At 67.6% G+C, this 16,561-nt stretch carries 12 protein-coding genes and 2 pseudogenes; 6 read left to right on the forward strand and 8 right to left on the reverse strand.

The annotated features are described in order from the left end of the window. The 5 genes and pseudogenes from H926_RS33480 to H926_RS0116420 all read left to right on the forward strand — a co-directional run. A pseudogene (locus H926_RS33480) lies at window positions 1–266 on the forward strand (sugar ABC transporter ATP-binding protein); the annotation flags it as partial. Further along, the gene (locus H926_RS0116405; RefSeq protein ID WP_022677282.1) at window positions 263–1,375 is read left to right on the forward strand and encodes an ABC transporter permease; all 1,113 of its coding nucleotides are present in this window, start codon (window positions 263–265) and stop codon (window positions 1,373–1,375) included. The pseudogene H926_RS33480 and the gene H926_RS0116405, both read left to right, overlap by 4 nt. Next, window positions 1,372–2,565, forward strand: a complete 1,194-nt coding sequence (locus H926_RS0116410) for an extracellular solute-binding protein (protein WP_022677283.1) — start codon at window positions 1,372–1,374, stop codon at window positions 2,563–2,565. Before H926_RS0116405 ends, H926_RS0116410 begins: the two co-directional genes overlap by 4 nt. Further along, window positions 2,562–3,614 carry a Gfo/Idh/MocA family protein gene (locus tag H926_RS0116415; RefSeq protein ID WP_022677284.1) on the forward strand — a complete coding sequence of 351 codons (1,053 nt, stop codon included), beginning with the start codon at window positions 2,562–2,564 and terminating at the stop codon, window positions 3,612–3,614. The genes H926_RS0116410 and H926_RS0116415 overlap by 4 nt, the downstream gene beginning before the upstream one ends. Window positions 3,615–3,645: 31 nt before the next feature. Next, window positions 3,646–5,721 (forward strand): beta-galactosidase, encoded by a 2,076-nt coding sequence (locus H926_RS0116420; RefSeq protein WP_022677285.1) that lies wholly within the window; start codon window positions 3,646–3,648, stop codon window positions 5,719–5,721. A 24-nt stretch (window positions 5,722–5,745) separates the two neighbouring features. Here H926_RS0116420 and H926_RS0116425 read toward each other — a convergent pair whose 3' ends face one another. Together H926_RS0116425 and H926_RS0116430 are read right to left on the reverse strand one after the other, a co-directional pair. After that, window positions 5,746–6,822: a beta-galactosidase gene (locus H926_RS0116425; RefSeq protein ID WP_028658129.1), complete on the reverse strand. Its 1,077-nt coding sequence runs from the start codon at window positions 6,820–6,822 to the stop codon at window positions 5,746–5,748. Beyond that, window positions 6,812–7,561, reverse strand: a complete 750-nt coding sequence (locus H926_RS0116430; protein ID WP_022677287.1) for a FadR/GntR family transcriptional regulator — start codon at window positions 7,559–7,561, stop codon at window positions 6,812–6,814. Before H926_RS0116430 ends, H926_RS0116425 begins: the two co-directional genes overlap by 11 nt. Before the next feature lie 241 nt (window positions 7,562–7,802). Between H926_RS0116430 and H926_RS32600 the strand changes: the two are divergent. Beyond that, a pseudogene (locus H926_RS32600) lies at window positions 7,803–9,859 on the forward strand (PepSY domain-containing protein); the annotation flags it as partial. 60 nt (window positions 9,860–9,919) lie between these two features. Here the strand turns inward: H926_RS32600 and H926_RS0116440 are convergent. The 6 genes from H926_RS0116440 to H926_RS28205 form a co-directional block, all read right to left on the reverse strand. Next, window positions 9,920–10,225: a hypothetical protein gene (locus tag H926_RS0116440; RefSeq protein WP_148291773.1), complete on the reverse strand. Its 306-nt coding sequence runs from the start codon at window positions 10,223–10,225 to the stop codon at window positions 9,920–9,922. 175 nt (window positions 10,226–10,400) lie between these two features. Further along, window positions 10,401–11,402 carry a LacI family DNA-binding transcriptional regulator gene (locus tag H926_RS0116445; protein ID WP_022677289.1) on the reverse strand — a complete coding sequence of 334 codons (1,002 nt, stop codon included), beginning with the start codon at window positions 11,400–11,402 and terminating at the stop codon, window positions 10,401–10,403. Between the two features lie 43 nt (window positions 11,403–11,445). Next, entirely contained in the window at window positions 11,446–12,627 is a 1,182-nt protein-coding gene (locus H926_RS0116450) for a cytochrome P450 (protein ID WP_022677290.1), read from the reverse strand. Window position 12,628: 1 nt separating this feature from the next. After that, entirely contained in the window at window positions 12,629–13,711 is a 1,083-nt protein-coding gene (locus H926_RS0116455) for a hypothetical protein (protein ID WP_237741076.1), read from the reverse strand. Next, window positions 13,708–15,006, reverse strand: a complete 1,299-nt coding sequence (locus H926_RS28200) for an alpha/beta hydrolase (protein WP_158442002.1) — start codon at window positions 15,004–15,006, stop codon at window positions 13,708–13,710. Before H926_RS28200 ends, H926_RS0116455 begins: the two co-directional genes overlap by 4 nt. 5 nt (window positions 15,007–15,011) lie before the next feature. Further along, window positions 15,012–16,544 (reverse strand): dienelactone hydrolase family protein, encoded by a 1,533-nt coding sequence (locus H926_RS28205; RefSeq protein ID WP_022677293.1) that lies wholly within the window; start codon window positions 16,542–16,544, stop codon window positions 15,012–15,014. Between the last annotated feature and the right edge of the window lie 17 nt (window positions 16,545–16,561).

Genomic DNA, 16,561 nt, shown 5'->3' on the forward strand with positions numbered 1-16,561 from the left:
TCCTGCTGCTGGACGAACCGACCGCCGGCATCGACATCGGCGCGCGGGTCGACATTCTCGAACAGGTGCGGCGCCTGGCCGACGAAGGGCTGGCGATCGTGCTGGTCTCTTCGGATTTCGCCGAACTGCTGGCGCTGAGCGACCGCATCCTGGTGCTGCGCGAAGGCGCCGTGGTGGCCGACGTGGACCCGGCCACCAGCAGCGAGATCGACCTTACCCTTTTGGCCAGCGGCAGCGCACCGGCTTGCGATGGAGTTCCTGCATGATCGCCTCAATCCCCTGGCGGCAAAGCCTGGGCCTGCGCCAGGCCGGCGTATTCTATGCGCTGCTGGCGCTGCTCGGCATTCTGGCGGCGCTCGCTGCCAGCCGCGGCCTGCCGCCCTATCTGGCGCCGGCGAACCTGGGTAACATCGCCTATCAAGCCTCGCTCGTCGGGATCATGGCCGTGGCGATGACGATCATGCTGATCACCGGCGCGTTTGATCTCAGCGTGGCATCGGTTGCGGCCCTGGCGGCGGCAGTGCTGGTCGGGCTGGCCGGGCAGATCGGCTTCGTTCCCGCGCTGCTCTGCGCGCTGTGCACGGCGGCGATGATCGGCATTCTCAATGGCGTGATCGTCGAATTCGTCGGGATCAACGCTTTCATCGTCACGCTCGGCACGCTTACGGCGGTGCGCGGGCTGGTCCTGGTGGTCACCGACGGGCGCTCGCTGATGGTCGAAGACCCGCAGGTGCTGGCGCAAATGCTGGCGTTCGAAAGCGCGCGGGTGCCGCTGTTCTGGCCGCTCTTCGCACTCGGTGCCGTGGCGCTGGCGATCGCGACGCTACGCCGGGCGCCTGCTCCGGCGCTGGGCGGCCTGGGGCTGCTGGCGCTGGCCGGCCTGGTCGGCCCGCGCTTCACCGTGGCGGCCCCCGTCGTCTATCTGCTGCTGTTCACGACCGCCGCCTGGTTCGTGATGGAGCGGACCGTGCTCGGCCGGCGTATCCAGGCGGTAGGCGGCAATGCCGAGGCGGCGCGCCTTTCGGGCATCAACGTGCGCGCCTATCGGCTCCGCGGGGTCATCCTCTCCAGCCTGGCGGCGGGCTTTGCCGGGGCGCTGTTCGGCTCGCGCCTGGGCGCGATCAACCCCACGGCCATGCAGGGCGCGGAACTGACCGTGATCGCCGCGGCGATCCTGGGCGGCACGTCGCTCTATGGCGGAGCAGGCAGCGTGATCAAGACCGTTGCCGGGGCGCTGATCCTGTTTACGCTGACCAACGGGTTCAACATCCTGAACCTGGGAGCCAACTACCAGGGCATCATCGAAGGCGCGGTGATCATCGTTGCCGCCGCGATCTACACCCTGGGCAACCGCAAGCGCGGGGAAACACGATGACCGAAACCGTCCTGCGCATCGCGGTGCGCGAATTCGCACCATTCGAAAGCGCCATTGCCGCCCAGTTCGCCGATTTCGTGCGGCACACCGGCGTTTCTGCCCGGATCGAGCTGGACGTGCTCGATCTCAACACGCTGCACCACAAGGCGATTGCGCAAGGCGGCCTGGCGCGCGGCGACTATGACATCGCGTTTCTGTGCACCGACTGGCTGGCGCAGGCCCAGGCCATGGGGCAACTGGCCGATCTGGCGCCTCTGCTCGCGCAGCGGCCGGCCAGCGACTATCCCCACGGCTGGAGCCCTTCGCTGACCACCATGCAGGCCTTCGCCGGCGGCGTCTGGGGCCTGCCCTATCACGATGGCCCGGAATGCCTGGTCTATCGCAAGGATCTGCTGGCCGCTGCCGACCTGGCCGTGCCCGGCACCTGGGAGGAATACCACGCCGCCGCCCGCCGCCTGCACGATCCGGCCAGCGGCGTCAGCGGCACGGTGCTGGCGCTGTTTCCCGATGGCCACAACGGGTTCTACGATTTCTGCATCCACATCTGGTCGCGCGGCGGAGAGCCTTTCACGCCCGCCGGCCGGCCCGATTTCGCCTCGCCGCAGGCCCATGCGGCGCTCGATTTCCTGCGCACGCTGGCGCGCGACACACAGGCCATCGCGCCGGGCGCGCGCGAGACCGACAGCGTGCAATCGGGCATGCTGTTCGCCGCCGGACATGTGGCCATGATGGCCAACTGGTTCGGCTTTGCCGCCTATGCCGATACCGCGCCCGACAGCGCCGTGCGCGGATTGGTGGACGTGGCGCCGCTGCCCGCTGGCGAGGGCGGTGGCACGGTATCGCTCAACGTGTTCTGGGTGCTGGGCATCGGCAGTGGCAGCACGCACCGCGATCTCGCCTGGGACTTCCTGCGCCATTGCACCCGGCCCGAGATGGACCGCCTGACCACCACCCATGGTGCCATCGGCACGCGCCGCTCGACTTGGGCGGATCCGGCGGTCAATGCCGCCATCCCCTATTACCACCGCCTCGACTGGCTGCACCAGTCCGCGCGCGCGCTGCCGCACACCACGCGCCTGGCCGATTTTTCGCACATCATCGACGATGTGCTGGGCCAGGCGGTGACCGGCGAGCAGACCACGGCGGACCTGCTGGCGCAAGCCCAGTGCCAGGCGGAGGCACTGGCATGACCGCCCCGCTGCGCCAGGCCTGGGACCACCCCGCCCAACCCCGTCCGGTCGTGCTGATCGGCACCGGCGGCATTGCCCACGACGCGCATCTGCCCGCCTATCGCAAGGCCGACCTGCCGGTCTACGGCGTCTACGATCCCGATCAGGACCGCGCCCGCGCCCTGGCCGATGCGTTCGGCATTGGCACCGTCTTCCCCACGCTGGCCGATGCGGCAAAAGCCGATGCGGTGTTCGACGTGGCCGCGCCGCCGGTGGCGCATCTTGCCATCCTGGAAGCATTGCCACGCGGCGCCAGCGTGCTGCTGCAAAAGCCGATGGGCCTTGATCTCGATGCCGCGCGCGCCATCCGCAACGCGGTGCATGCGCGCGGACAGACCGCAGCGGTCAATTTCCAGTTGCGCTATTCGCCGATGATGCTGGCGCTGGCCGATTGCCTGGCGCGCGGCGATCTCGGCACGCTGCTGGAGATCGAGGTGCATCTCAACCTGGCCACGCCTTGGCACCTCTTTCCGCACCTGATCCCCAATCCGCGCGTGGAGATCGTGTCCCACTCGATCCATTATCTCGACACGATCCGCGCCTTGGCCGGCAACCCGAGCGGCGTCTTTGCACGCAGCTTCGGCTATCCCGGCAGCCCGCTGGCCGATACCCGCACCACGATCCTGCTCGATTACCCGGCGCCCTTGCGCGTCACGCTGTCGATCAACCACCACCACGATTTCGCGCGCCAGTTCCAGGATGCCAGCTTTCGCTTAGAAGGCACCGAAGGCGCCGCGCTGGTCAAGCTTGGCGTGTTGCTCGACTATCCGGTGGGTGAGCCGGACGAGCTGTGGATCGTGCGGCGCGGCAGCGAGTGGCAGCAGGTGCCGCTGCAAGGGCGCTGGTTTCCCGACGCGTTCCTCGGCCCGATGTGCAATCTCCAGCGCTTCGCCAGCGGCGAGGACACCCATCTCGCCACGCACGTGGACGATGCCTGGCAGACCATGGCGCTGGTCGAGGCCTGCTATGCCGCCGCGCGCGCGCCCGCCTTTCCCATCCCGCAAGACTGATCGGCGGCTTCCGCCTGCAAGGGGACTTTCCATGATGCGCTTTTCCAGCCGCGCCCTGGCGCTTTGCCTCTGCCTTTCGGCCAGCGCCACGGCCCTGCCGGCCCTGGCCGCTTCGGCACCGACACCGATGCAGGCGACGGCCGCGCCGGGCATTGCCTTTGGCACCGCCTGGTATCCCGAACAATGGCCCGAAGCGCGCTGGGACACCGACCTGGCGCTGATGCAGCAGGCCCATATCAACACCGTGCGCATCGCCGAATTCGCCTGGAGCCGGATGGAGCCGGAGGAAGGCCGGTTCGATTTCGCCTGGCTCGATCGCGCGATCGCCGCTGCCGCACGGCACGGCATGCGCGTGGTGCTGGGCACGCCCACCGCCGCCCCCCCGATCTGGATGAGCGAGCGCTATCCCGAAATCCTGCGCGTGGACGAAGACGGCAGCCGCGCCGGCCATGGCGGGCGCCGCCACTTCTCGTTCGCCAGCGCCCGCTACCGCCAGTTTGCCCGGCGCATCGCCACGGAAATGGCCCGCCGCTATGGCCACAACGCCGCCGTGATCGGCTGGCAGATCGACAACGAGATCGGCCTACCCTCGTTCGATGCCGAAGCCGCGCGGCTGTGGCATGCGTTCCTCGCGCAGCGCTATGGCACGATCGACACGCTCAACCAGCGCTGGGCCACCGCCTATTGGAGCCAGACCTACCAGCGTTTCGACCAGGTGCCGATGCACCTGGGTGGGCAGCAGAATCCCGGCCTGCTGCTCGATTACCGCCATTTCCTCACCAGCACCTGGACCAGCTATGCGATGAACCAGGCCGACGCGATCCGCGCGTTGGCCAATCCGCACCAGTTCATCACCACCAACACGATGTTCTGGAACGACGGGTTCGATCATTTCGCGCTGCACCAGGGGCTCGATATCGCCGCCTGGGACAATTATATCCAGGATGCCGAGCCGGACTGGATCGCCAATGGTGCCGATCACGATCTCGTGCGCGGCTACAAGCAGAAGAATTTCTGGCTGATGGAAACCCAGGCCGGGCGGATCGACTGGGCGCCGGTCAACCGCGCGATGCGCCCGGGCCAAGTGCGCGAAATGGGCTGGCAGGCCGTGCAGCACGGCGCCGATGCCATTCTCTATTGGGAATTCCGCCCCGCGCCCAATGGCCAGGAAACCAACTATGGCACGCTGCTGGCCGCAGACGGTACGCCCGCGCCGATCTTTGCCGAAATTGCTGGACTGGGCGGCGAACTGGCCAAGGCCTCGGCCGCGCTGGCCGGCACGGAGCCGGTGGCAGACATGGCCTTCCTGTTTTCCTACGACAGTCGCTGGGCGATCGACCTGCAACGGATGCATAAGGATTTCGACCCGGTGCGCCAGTTCACCGACTTCTACCGCCCGTTCCGCCTCGCTGCGCAAGGCGCCGCCGTGGTCGCGCCCGAAGCCGACCTGGCGCGCTACAAGCTGGTGGTTGCCCCCAGTCTCAACGTCTTGACCGCTGCCCAGGCGCAGCACCTGGCCGCCTATGTGCAGAACGGCGGCACGCTCGTACTCGGCCCGCGCACCGGGCAGAAGGACGATGCCAACGCGCTGTGGCCCGCGCGCCAGCCTGGGCCGCTAGGCACGCTGCTGGGCGCGCATGTCGAGCAATTCTATGTGCAGGACGGCACCGTGGCGATCACCGGCCCGCTGGGCGAGGGCAAGGCCGCCATCTGGGCCGAGGCGCTGGTGCCCGATGCACCGGAAACCGAGATCCTGGCGCGCTATCGCCAGCCCGGCGGCTGGCTCGATGGCAAGGCGGCGGTCGTCTCCCGCCAGGTCGGGCGCGGGCGGATCGTCTATGTCGGCGCCTGGCTGGAGCCGGAGGCGCTGTCACGCCTCGCTGCGCGCCTGGTGCCCCAGGCCGGGGTTACCCCGGTGTTGCCGGGCACAGCGGCGGACGTGGAAATCGGGCTGCGACGCGGCCAGGGCCGCACCCTGCTGATCGCGATCAACCATGGCGATGAAGCGCGCGCCCTGGCCCTGCCGGCCGGCGCCCGGCCGCTGATCGGCACGGCACCGGGCGGACAGATCGGCGGGCATGGCGTGCTGGTGGCGGAGTTGCCTTGAGGGCTGCGCCGCCACCCCGTTCGATCAGTTCCAGGGGCGCGACCGGCAGACCGAAATCCCCCGCACATCATTGGGATAGGGGCCGCTGACCGCCGTGTAGAAGTGGTAGAGGTCCCCCTTCCAGAAAATCACCGAGGGCTTGTGGGCATATCCATCGTCGACCGAGCCGGGCTTGCCGACATCGATCAGCACTTCGTCCACCTTGTGGAACATGAACGGATCGCGGCCCAGCGCGAGCAGGTCGCGCGCCTTGTAGTCGGTGCCCGACAGGCCGAAGTAGAACATCGCCCAGCGCCCCTGATGCGTCATCACCACCGGATCGCTGGCAAAGCGGGAGTCCGGCGCGGGCGGTGCGCCGTTGCGCAGGATCGGGTTGCCCGGATGGCGGCGCCAGGTCTTGAGATCGGTGGACACCGCCACGCCGGTCTGCTCGTGCCAGTCCTTCTCGGCGGTCTTGGCGTTGTAATAGAGCAGGAACTGGTTGCCGTGCTTGACGAGGTAGGGCTTGTAGAGCCCGCCCCGCTCCCACGCCGCGCCATCTTGCGCGCGCAGGATCGGCGGCCCGCGCCGCCAGGTGCGCAGATCGCGGCTGAACGCCAGGCCGATCACCGCCGGTCCTTCCTCGTATCCCGGACTGGGATAAGCGTGCCAGGCGCAGACATATTCGCCGTTCACCCGGATCAGTTCGCCGGGCGCATGCATCTCGGTTTCCCGCAGGATCGAGGCCGAGGCGACGTTGAAGCGGGTGACCGGATCGCTGGGATCGCGCGCCAGGATCACGCCCTGCCGCTGCCAGTTCACCAGATCGTCGGACACGGCGATGCCCGTCTGGTAGCCGGTGCCGTCAAAGCCCACGTACGTCAGGTAGAAGCGGCCCTCGTGGCGGAACACGAACGGGCAATCGACGGCCTTTTCGTCAAAACTGCCCGCCACCTTCGAGCCGCCGAGGATCAGCCGACCGAGCTTGTAGGGCGTGCGGAACGGCGCGACCGGATCGCTCGCGCCATGCCCATTGGCCAGGGCGTTGCCGGGCAACAGCAAAGTGCCGGCCGCAGCCGACGAACCCGCCAGCATGGCCCGGCGGGAAAGACTATCCTTCATGGTTCCTGATCTCCCCTTCGCGCTGTTCGACAGCGTCGATTCTTTGTTGGCCGTGGCGGATCACGCCACACACCGCCTCTGCGGCAGCAACGCCGTCGCGCGCGGCAATCGCTTCGACGATGGCCGCATGGCCGCGCAGGCTGGCCTGGTGCTCTGCCGCATCGTCTACCGGCGAACTCAGGGTGAACGCGGCGAACAGCGCCGTTTCGATCACCGCTTCGGTCCCGGCCATCAGGCGATTGCCCGAAGCCTGGCCGATCAGCTTATGCAGGGCGAGGTCCGCCCTTGCGAAATCCAGCCGAGACAGGCCCGGCTCACCCATCGCGGCGATCAGCCCGCACATCTGCGCGATCTGCGCGGGCGTGGCATGGCGCGCTGCCAGGGCGGCGGCGGCCGGCTCCATCGCCAGGCGGAAATCGGCCAGTTCCTCGCGCAGGCGGCTTTCAACGCCTTCGCCCACGTGCCAGGCCAGCACGTCGGCATCGAACAGGTTCCACTGCTGACGCGGACAGACCCGCATGCCCACGCGCGTGCGCGCCACGACCAGGCCCTTGGCCGCCAGCGTCTTGAACGCTTCGCGCAGCACCGTGCGAGACACCGCGAAGCGCTCCAGCAGCAATTCTTCGCTCGGCAGCGTGCCTCCTTGCGCAAACGCGCCGGCGACGATCGCGCTGCCGATGCCATGGACCACGCGATCATGGCTGTTGCGCAAGCCCGGCTGCCGCGCGCCACCGGCCATGGCGGATCGGCCATGAGCGGACAGAAGCGGGCCGGATGGGGCCGAAGCAGACAGGAAACCGGGAATCGCCATGGCGATAGTTTTACGCGGAACGCGCAAACCTGAATAGTCATTTTATATTATTATATGATTTTATGCCAAACCACACCTAACAGACGAAATTGCCAATCCTCCTGCTAATGCGATTGCCTCTCATTACTGTTTAAGCCAGTTGCCGTCCGGTAACAGGGAGGCTCCGCATTTGACCCGATTTCACGCCTTGCTCGCCGGAAGTGCCCTCGCCGCGCTCCTCGCTTCTCCTGGCCTGCACGCCGAAGATGCCGAGGCGCCGCGGACGATTGCGCCGGGCGAGATCGTCGTGACCGGCGAAAAGGCCACGCGCACGCTTCAGCACACGCCGACCAGCATCGCCGTTACGACGCCGGAAAAGATCGCCCGCGAAACCCTGCTGTCGATCCAGGATGTCTATGCCCGCACCGCGAACCTGAGCGACACGTATGGTTCGGCCGAGTTCATCATTCGCGGCATCACCAATTCGGGCGTGGGCGGTGGCGGCCAGGCGGATACCGCCAGTGTCTATATCGATGGCGCGCCGATCCCGCGCCAGGCGCTCTATGGCGGCCCTACCGACTTGTGGGACGTGCAGCAGGTGGAAGTGCTGCGCGGGCCGCAATCGACCATCCAGGGCCTCAACGCGCTGGCCGGCGGCATTGTCATCACCACGCGCGATCCCTCGCTCGATCGCTGGACCGGCGACGCGCGCGTGCTGTGGACCGATCGCAACGACCGCACCTTTTCCGCCGCGCTCGGTGGCCCGCTCATCGCCGACGAACTCGGCCTGCGCCTATCGGCCGAGCGCCGCGCCAATCGCGGCGTGATCCGCAACGTCACGCGCGGCGGCTATGACGACGCGATGGAGTCGCTCAACCTTCGCGGCAAACTGAAATGGACGCCCAGCGCCCTGCCCGGCGTGGAGGCCGTGGCCAGCTACAACCGCGTGCGTCGCGAAGGGGCTATCTCTGCCACTATGCCCGCACCGACGGGCCCGATTACTATGACAACTGCACCTCCACCGCTGACCAGCCCAATCGCGGCTGGGTGGCCAGCGACATCGCCCTGTTCCGGCTGAGCGTACCGCTGGCCGACGGCCTCAAGCTGTCAAGCGCGACGTCGTGGAACCGCTTTCGCGTGCAATCGGTGGCCGACTCCGACAACACGGCGGCCAATCTATCGACGATCAACAATCTCTATCGCTTCAAGACCCTGACGCAGGAACTTCGCATCAATTACGAAGGCGACCGGCTCAGCGCCCTGCTCGGCGCATGGTACTATCGCCGCACCGGCGGGCTGACCGCGCGCAGCCAGATCAACGTGCCCACGCCCACCGGCACGATCACCAACCTGCTCACGCCCTACGTGGGGGCGACGAGCGCCGCCACGATCGCCACTGCCTATGCCCAGGTGCTGCCGGTCATCCCGGTTGCCTATGCCGCTTCGCAGCCGGAGCGGGTCGAGACCATGGCGCTGTTTGGCGACGCGCGCTGGCGCGTGGCCGACCGCCTGACCCTGATCGGCGGCTTCGGCTTCGGCCTCGATCGCGAGCGCAATCGCTATGCCGCGGAAACGCAAACGACCTTCACCGACACGCTGCCCGCCACCGATTTCCTGGGCACGCGCTATGCCCCGCTGGTCTCCGCCGTCAACGCCGGGGTGCTCGGCTTGGTCGACGATGCCAATGCGCCGATGGCCGCCAACACCCGCACGTTCCACGCCTTCCTGCCCAAGGCCGGGGTCAGCATGGACTGGACGCCGGACCTGACCACCGCATTCACCGTGCAGCGCGCCTATCGCTCCGGCGGATCGAGCCAGAACCCGGCGCGGGCCGGCGCGGTGCTGCTGGCCTATCGCGGCAATCGCGCCGACCAGACCTGGGCCGTGGCCGGCGGCGGCACGCTTGCACCGCTCAGTGCGCGCTGGAGCGATTTCCTGCTGCACCTGCATGTGAACCTGCATCTGCCGCGAAGCTGGGGCGGGTTCCTGGTCGGGCTGACCGGCGTGGCCCTGCTGTCTTCGCTCGTCTCCGGGGTGCTCGCCCATCCGCGCGTGGTGCGCGATGCGTTCCACTTGCGCCTGGGCGGATCGCGGCGTCTGGCCGAGGCCGACTGGCACAACCGCCTGGGCGTGTGGGCCTTGCCATTCCACGCCACCCTGGCGCTCACCGGTGCCCTGCTCGGGCTGAGCACGCTGATCGTCGCGGCGCTGGCGCTGCTGCTCTATCGCGGGGATCGATTGCGGCTCGATGGGCAGCATCGCAGCCCTTTGGCCATGCCGACATAGCGCTGGCGTTGGGCAGCGCGATCATGGCTGGCTGCCTGTTGCGTTTGGATAGAGGCTGTCGCGCAGGCCCGCCGGAAGCGCATCCGCTGTGACGCCTGGCGTTGGCTGATCCGCTCTGCCGGTGTGTCGGGGTGAGGCAAACAGCGAGGCGGCCCGCCAATCCGGCACCGCAGCAAGCGTCTCCTGCGCCGCCGGTGGCGTGGTGGCGAGATCGCCCGGCAAGGCGAGCCGGGTGGCAAGCCGGGCCGGCAGATCCTGGCGAGCATGTTCGAGATTCATCGCGGCGCCTTTTTTTGGCAGGGCGGGACAGATCGTGCTGTTCGTCACCAGCTTGGCCTGCCCTTCTTCGCGATCACCGGCCTGTGGTTCTGGTGGGCACGCCAACGCGCCAAACGCAAGGCGCGTGCCCGGCGGCAGGCCGGCACCGCGGCCGGTTGGGCTTAGGCGCTGGCGCCGCAACCAGGGACCTGCCGCCTTTTGCCCCCTCAGGACGGGTATCCAATCAAGCGCTCTCGCGGGCAATGATGCGAAATCCTACGTTCACCGAACGCTGTTTCGGCGCCACGCCCGAGACATGGCTCCGCACCGCGGCATTGACCTCGCGCGCAATCTGCGCCCCGTCGATTTCGACGGTCGTGATTGTCGGGCGCATGTCACTGGCAACGCTGGCATTGCCGAAACCGACGACAGCAAGCTGATCAGGAACCTTCAGGCCTGCAGCATTGGCTTCCACGATGATGCCCTGGGCCAGCGAGTCCGAGCCACAGACGACCACATCGGGGCGTTCCGGCTGCCGGCGCAATTCTGCAAAGACACGTCTGGCGTGGCCAAAGCGGGAAGGACTGTCGACCGCGATTTCCTTGACCGGCGTGTCGCTGTGCGCTTCCCATCCTTGTACGAAGCCATCGCGGCGCAGGCGGGCCCGGCCCAGTTCTGCCGAGACCAGCGCCGGCCGGCGATAGCCGCGTTCATAGATGAAGCGCGCAAGGTTATGCCCGATCTCGACGTGGGAAAAACCGACCGCGATGCCCGGTGGTTCCGCCGGAAGATCCCAGATCTGGACGAAGAGGCCCGGAAAATGCTGTATGAGCGCCGTGGTTTCGGCGCTGATGGGCGCAGTCGAGACAATCGCGTCCACCTGGCGGCCCATGGCGGCCCGGATCATCGCTTCGGTGCGGCCCGCCGCTGTCCCGGTCAAGGCTAGCATGACCATGGTGCCGCCGGCGTTCAATTCCTCCACCATGGTCTCGATCGTGCGGTCGAACAACGAGTCCACCAAATGGGGGATCAGCACCGCAACCATCTTGGAGCGCGACGACGCCAATCCTCCCGCCAGAAGATTGGGTACGTATTGCATTTCCTCGATCGCGGCACGGATTCGCACCGCAGTGCCGGCGGCCACGATGTCCGGGTTGTTGAGGAAGCGGCTGACCGTGGCCGTTGATACTCCGGCCCGCGCGGCGACATCATCGAGTTTGGGATTGCGCGTGGAAGGACGGACCATGGTTGCCACCCTTTCCGAATTTGCCGGAAAGATGCAAGCGTTCTCATCCAAATCGCAACGGCACAGTCAGTGGCCCGATTTCTGGCCAGCGGCTCAACGTGATCGGCCCGTCGAGCGTAAAACCACCCGGCGTGGCAGCCAGCAGTTCGCCGAGCGCCACGCACAGTTCCATGCGCCCCAGGTGCAGCCCCGGACAGTTGTGAGGTCCACGGCCAAACGCAAGATGCTCGGCAATGTTGGGGCGATCAAGCACGAAGCGGTCGCCATCGGGGAAGATCGCCTCGTCGCGATTGGCGGAGCAGTAGAGCAGCGCGATGGCATCGTTGGCCTTGATCGCGCGCGCACCCACCACCGTGTCGTTGACGGCGGTACGGGCAAACCCGCGATAGGGTGTGTAGAGCCGCAGGAATTCCTCGACGGCGGCGGGGACCAGCGCCGGGTCTGCGCGCAACTGCGCCTGCAATTCCTGGTCGCGTGCCAGGTGCACCGCCATGCTTCCGACCAGCACCATCGGGGCTACGATGCCGACCACCAAGACCTGGCGCACGGCCCCGATCAGCAGGTCTTCTGGCAAGGATTGCCCGCCGTGGACAGCGGCAAGCAGGGCGCTCGTCGGGTCGATCGCAGGGTCTTCGGGCGCCTCGCGCCGCAGCCGCACCAGATCACGCGCCATGTCGTAAAGGCGCAGGCTGGTGGCCTTCATCAGTTCCGGCTCGTTGCGATGTACGGCCAGAACGAAAGCACGCCCGTCATCATGCAGCGTATCGAGCCAGTGGGGCGGCATGCGCATCCACAGGCCGAACACCCGCACCGGCAAGAACGAGGAAAAATCGGTGCAGATGTCGCCACCACCGCGCTCCACCATCGGCGCCAGCATTTCGCGTGCAAAGCGCCGGGTATCGGCTTCGAGGCGACGCACCTTGTCCTGCGACAGCAAGGGATTGAGCGCCTGGCGGAAAGGCGTGTGTTCGGGCGGATCGAGGTGCAATGGCGGGCGCCGGCCGGTGAACGCCACCTTCGGGATCACGTTCTGCGTTTCGGTGGAGAACGAAGCCCAATCACTGGCAACGCGGCGCACATCCTCATAGCGGCTGAGCGCCCAGAAACCTCCAAGCCCGTCCGTATGGGCCACCGGACATTCCCGGCGCAGCCGGGCATATTCGCGATGGGCGCTGTCGAAATCCTCGGGCGCCTCGGGATCGAAGTCCGACGGGATTGCGGTCATCTCAGTGGTCCTTGTCAGGGCTGGCCATGGCGCGCGCAGGCATGACGCCGTGCGCGGCACGGGCGGAAAGGCGGGGGGCGAGCGAAAGCAGGGCGATCGCGGCAATCAGGATCGCCGCACCGGCCAATTCTGCAGGGCGTGGCACCGGCATGCCCCAGATCCAGGCGAGCAGCAGCGCCGCCACGACACCCGCGATCAGGCTGGCCGCCCGCTCAAGCGGGACGCAGTAGGAATTCTCGCGCGGGTCCAGCAGGATGAGAATCGACAGGATGGACACGGCGGTGAGCGTCACGCCCATGCCCACCAGCGGCCAGATCACGCCCAGGCGCCAGATGCCGATGAACCCACGCGCCAGTTCATCGGCCTGTCCACCCAGGCCGAGCGTGGAAATGGCCGCCAGGGCCACCAGTGACATGGGCAGCGCGATGATCTTTTCTTCGACGAAATAGGCCCTGACCGTTTGTGGATCGCCGGTCTTGCCCACCCGCGTCATCACCACCAGGCGCAGGAAATAGCCAAGCGTGTAAAGCACCACGGTCAGCACCGCGAGAGGAGGCAGCCGCAGCCCACCCCGATCGGTCAGGGTGATCACCAGGGCGAATGCAACCATGGCCAGGGCCAGCCAGCTCCACCACCGCACGCGGCGCCCGAACAGCACGTCGACCAGCGGGGCCAGGATCAGAATGTCACCGCGCATGATCAGCTGGATGAACGGGATGCTGACGCCCTTGAACGTCAGCGACAACGGCACGGTAAACAGCACCAGCGAGGTCGCCAGCCCCGAAAGGAACGTCGCACGGCGGGGAAACGGCACGCTCCAACGACCGATTGCCAGGCGGTTGGCCTGCCGATGCCAGCCAGACAGCCAGATGAAGGCATAAGTCATCACCAGGTTGAGCATCAGCGAGCCGGGCAGGAGTTCGAGTCCGGTGAGCGGACGTCCCAGGGCCACGATCGACGTTGTCGCGAGATACCGCGTCAGCATGATGCTGGGCAGATAGGACAGGAGATAGCCCAGCAGCAGCAGTTCCATCGGCATGCCGCCGGTCGCGGAGGTGGGCGCAGATTGAGCAGGCCTGGTCATCGGCAGGGTTTTCCTCGCAGGCACGGGCGGAGCATCGGTGCCGGGCGATGGGCAACGAACGGGCCTTTCGGCACAACCCAGCGCGCGCGGTCGAGCCGCGCCTCCAAGGTCGACAGCGCGCCCAGCAGCGCCTCGGGCGGGAACCGGCAATGGCCGGCACCGCGATACCACAGGCCCTTGACCATCGCAGGCCTGGCCGCGTCGACATAGGCCTGCTGCAAGGACGGCGACGTGATGCCGTCCCCCTCGGCCTGGAGCGAGACGACCGGCACGCGTGGGCGCGCGTCGGGTGTGTAGTGCTGCATAATGTAAGCCACCGCTGCCGGCTTGGCCGGGATGCGCGGCGCCGCATCGAGGCGGGCCAGATCCGCATCGAGGTTCAAGCCGGCCTGCGCGTAGAGCTTGGCCACGAATGCACGGCGCCCCGAAAGCGCCAGTTGACGGGGATAGGACACCTGCGTGTTCCAGGAAAACGCCCCACCGGCGCGGGTTTCCTGGTCGTGGCGCGGCGGGAACACCGCCATCGCAAAGGTCGCCGCGATGTTGGCAGCCTGGGCATCGGCATCGTCGGCGCGCGGTTCCGGCTGATCGGGCGCGGTCCATCCGGGCATGCCGCCCAGCACACCGGCCAGCGCCAGCCGCGCCCACCCCTGCGGTGTCGCCATGGCGGCCTTGACCGCATCGCGCACCCGCATGCTGTTGGCCGCATCGTCGGCAACGCCCGTCAACACGATGCCGTCGCCCGGCGCCTGCAAGGTGCGAAAGGCAAAGGCGCCATCCAGAGCCATGTTCATCATGCCGACAGCGCCGCCGATGGACGGGCACAGCGCCACCGCGCCATCGATACGATCGGGTCCGCCGCGGGTCTGCTCGGCCAAGGCAATGGTGACGAGGCTGCCCATCGAAGCCCCCCAGGCGATGGTGCGACGCGGGGCCCCATGCTGGGCGGCAAAGGCAGCAATGGCAGCGCGCTGCGCCGGTACGGCCTGCGCCAGCGACCATCCGCCCGACGCATAATCCGATGCCAAAAGCGCGTATCCCCGCGCCAGCAGCGTGTCACGCAACCCGGCGGGCGCCGGATCCGGCAACGCCGCCTGCGGTTCGTACCCCCGCCCCCAGACGAGCAACGTACCATTCCAATGCCCGGAAACCATCGCGTGCCACCGCCCGCCGCCAGGCAGCGTGCCCGAAAGCACCTGCACGTCGGCAGGAACCGGGTCGGTGGACGGTACCGGTTGGGCCGGGGCGACACCGGAGGTCGGCGCCATGACCATGGCCATGGCAAGGGTGGCCATGGCTTTCATGGCGCCACCACCCGGAGGTTTCGGCGAACGGTCCAGTCGGGATCGCGGCACAGCCGACAATCCGCGCCGACAAACGCCGCGCTGGCGGCACGCTCGCCCTTGAGTTGCCAATCGAGCCAGTGCCGGGCAACGATGGACCAAAGCCCGCCGCGCGGTTCGAAGAACGTGCCCGAATGCCCGACGTCGCGGCTCACCAGCACCGCGGGAACCGAACGGATCCGGGCGAAATCATCGGTGCCATTGGTATAGGCCACGTCGGTCATGCCACCCAACATGTACAATATCGGCGCATGCAACCGGTCGAGCAGGCTCTTGTCCACCGCCAGGCCCGGCATGCCGGCACCACCCGCCGGGAAAAGCCCGGAATCGAACACGATCGTGGCGCGGATGCGCGGATCGGTCGAGAGGCTCAGCGCAAGCAAGCCGCCGCACGACCAACCGGCAACCCCGATCCGTGCCTTGTCGATATAGCGGGCCCAGCCGCCATTGCCGGCGGCATCGGCGCTGGCCCAATCGAGGGCGCGGGTCATGTCTGCCGGGCTTACGCCTTGGCCGGGGCGATCGGGCGCCAGGACGGCGCCTTGCGGATAGTTGCGCAAGCCGCCCGGGCCCTCCAGCATGGCACCGGGCACGATCACGACATAGCCGTGCGAGGCAATTTCGGTCAGCAGCCGGCGCGCGTTGCTGGCATCGGCCATGCAGCCGCCGTTGCCGAAGATCAGCACCGGCAGCCGGGCCTGCTCGAAAAGAGCAAGATTTGCCGGGCGGTAGAGCACGGCGCCGGGCAAGGCGGGCTCGATCGCGCGGATCGCGGGATAAGGGCCGCTGCCTGGCTCGTCGGGCAGGCCGTTGAGGTGTTCGCGTTCACGCTGAAGGACGGCCTCGTCGCTCAACCCGGGCACCGCGCGAAACGCCGCGTCGAGCGCGCCGCGTACGGTGTTGCTGACCAGCGCGAGCCGTGCCGGCGAATCCACCTTGATCTCGGGATGGAAATCGATGTGGTTGTAATCCGCATAGCGATACCCGCGTGCCAGGGCGGCATCCTGCATCCACTGCGCCAACGCCTCGTCATCGCGCGACGCGCCGGCCGCAAGGCCGAGCGGCCTTGCAAGGACCACCTTCAGCCCCGCCCCCTGCGCCGCCCGGGCCAGCCGATCCGCGGCGTTGCGCGTGGCTTCCAGTTGGCCCTTGCCGTCCACTAGGTGATCCGGTTGAAGGTGCAAGACCTGGTACCGGCCGCTTTCGATCTGCGCGCGCGCGGCGGCTTCCCCTGCGGCAAGACCGCCCTTTCCGGTCAGGACCGTGCCAAGGCCGGGGAAGTCGAACAGCGCGGGATCGATCCGCATCCAACTTTGCAGCGTGGTGCCCCCCACGAACAGCGGCAAGCGCCGCACGACCGCGGTTGAATTGGCGGCCGCAGCCGCACCCGGCACCGCCGACTGCGCCAGCACCGCGTCGTTCGCTCCCGCAAGCAGCAGGCCCGCCGCGAGGAGACGAAGCAGACCGGGTTTGCGCAAAACGCTGTTCATGGAGGGGACTTTCACGA

This window comes from Novosphingobium sp. B-7, assembly GCF_000410615.1.
Taxonomy (GTDB): domain Bacteria; phylum Pseudomonadota; class Alphaproteobacteria; order Sphingomonadales; family Sphingomonadaceae; genus Novosphingobium; species Novosphingobium capsulatum.

Coding starts and splice junctions, on each gene's coding strand:
- H926_RS0116450 (WP_022677290.1), bottom strand. CDS start 12,627: ATGACCGCAATCCCGTCGGACTTCGATCCCGAGGCGCCCGAGGATTTC.
- H926_RS0116430 (WP_022677287.1), bottom strand. CDS start 7,561: ATGGCCGGTGGCGCGCGGCAGCCGGGCTTGCGCAACAGCCATGATCGC.
- H926_RS0116405 (WP_022677282.1), top strand. CDS start 263: ATGATCGCCTCAATCCCCTGGCGGCAAAGCCTGGGCCTGCGCCAGGCC.
- H926_RS0116415 (WP_022677284.1), top strand. CDS start 2,562: ATGACCGCCCCGCTGCGCCAGGCCTGGGACCACCCCGCCCAACCCCGT.
- H926_RS28200 (WP_158442002.1), bottom strand. CDS start 15,006: ATGGCCACCCTTGCCATGGCCATGGTCATGGCGCCGACCTCCGGTGTC.
- H926_RS0116445 (WP_022677289.1), bottom strand. CDS start 11,402: ATGGTCCGTCCTTCCACGCGCAATCCCAAACTCGATGATGTCGCCGCG.
- H926_RS0116425 (WP_028658129.1), bottom strand. CDS start 6,822: ATGAAGGATAGTCTTTCCCGCCGGGCCATGCTGGCGGGTTCGTCGGCT.
- H926_RS0116410 (WP_022677283.1), top strand. CDS start 1,372: ATGACCGAAACCGTCCTGCGCATCGCGGTGCGCGAATTCGCACCATTC.
- H926_RS0116420 (WP_022677285.1), top strand. CDS start 3,646: ATGATGCGCTTTTCCAGCCGCGCCCTGGCGCTTTGCCTCTGCCTTTCG.
- H926_RS0116455 (WP_237741076.1), bottom strand. CDS start 13,711: ATGACCAGGCCTGCTCAATCTGCGCCCACCTCCGCGACCGGCGGCATG.
- H926_RS28205 (WP_022677293.1), bottom strand. CDS start 16,544: ATGAACAGCGTTTTGCGCAAACCCGGTCTGCTTCGTCTCCTCGCGGCG.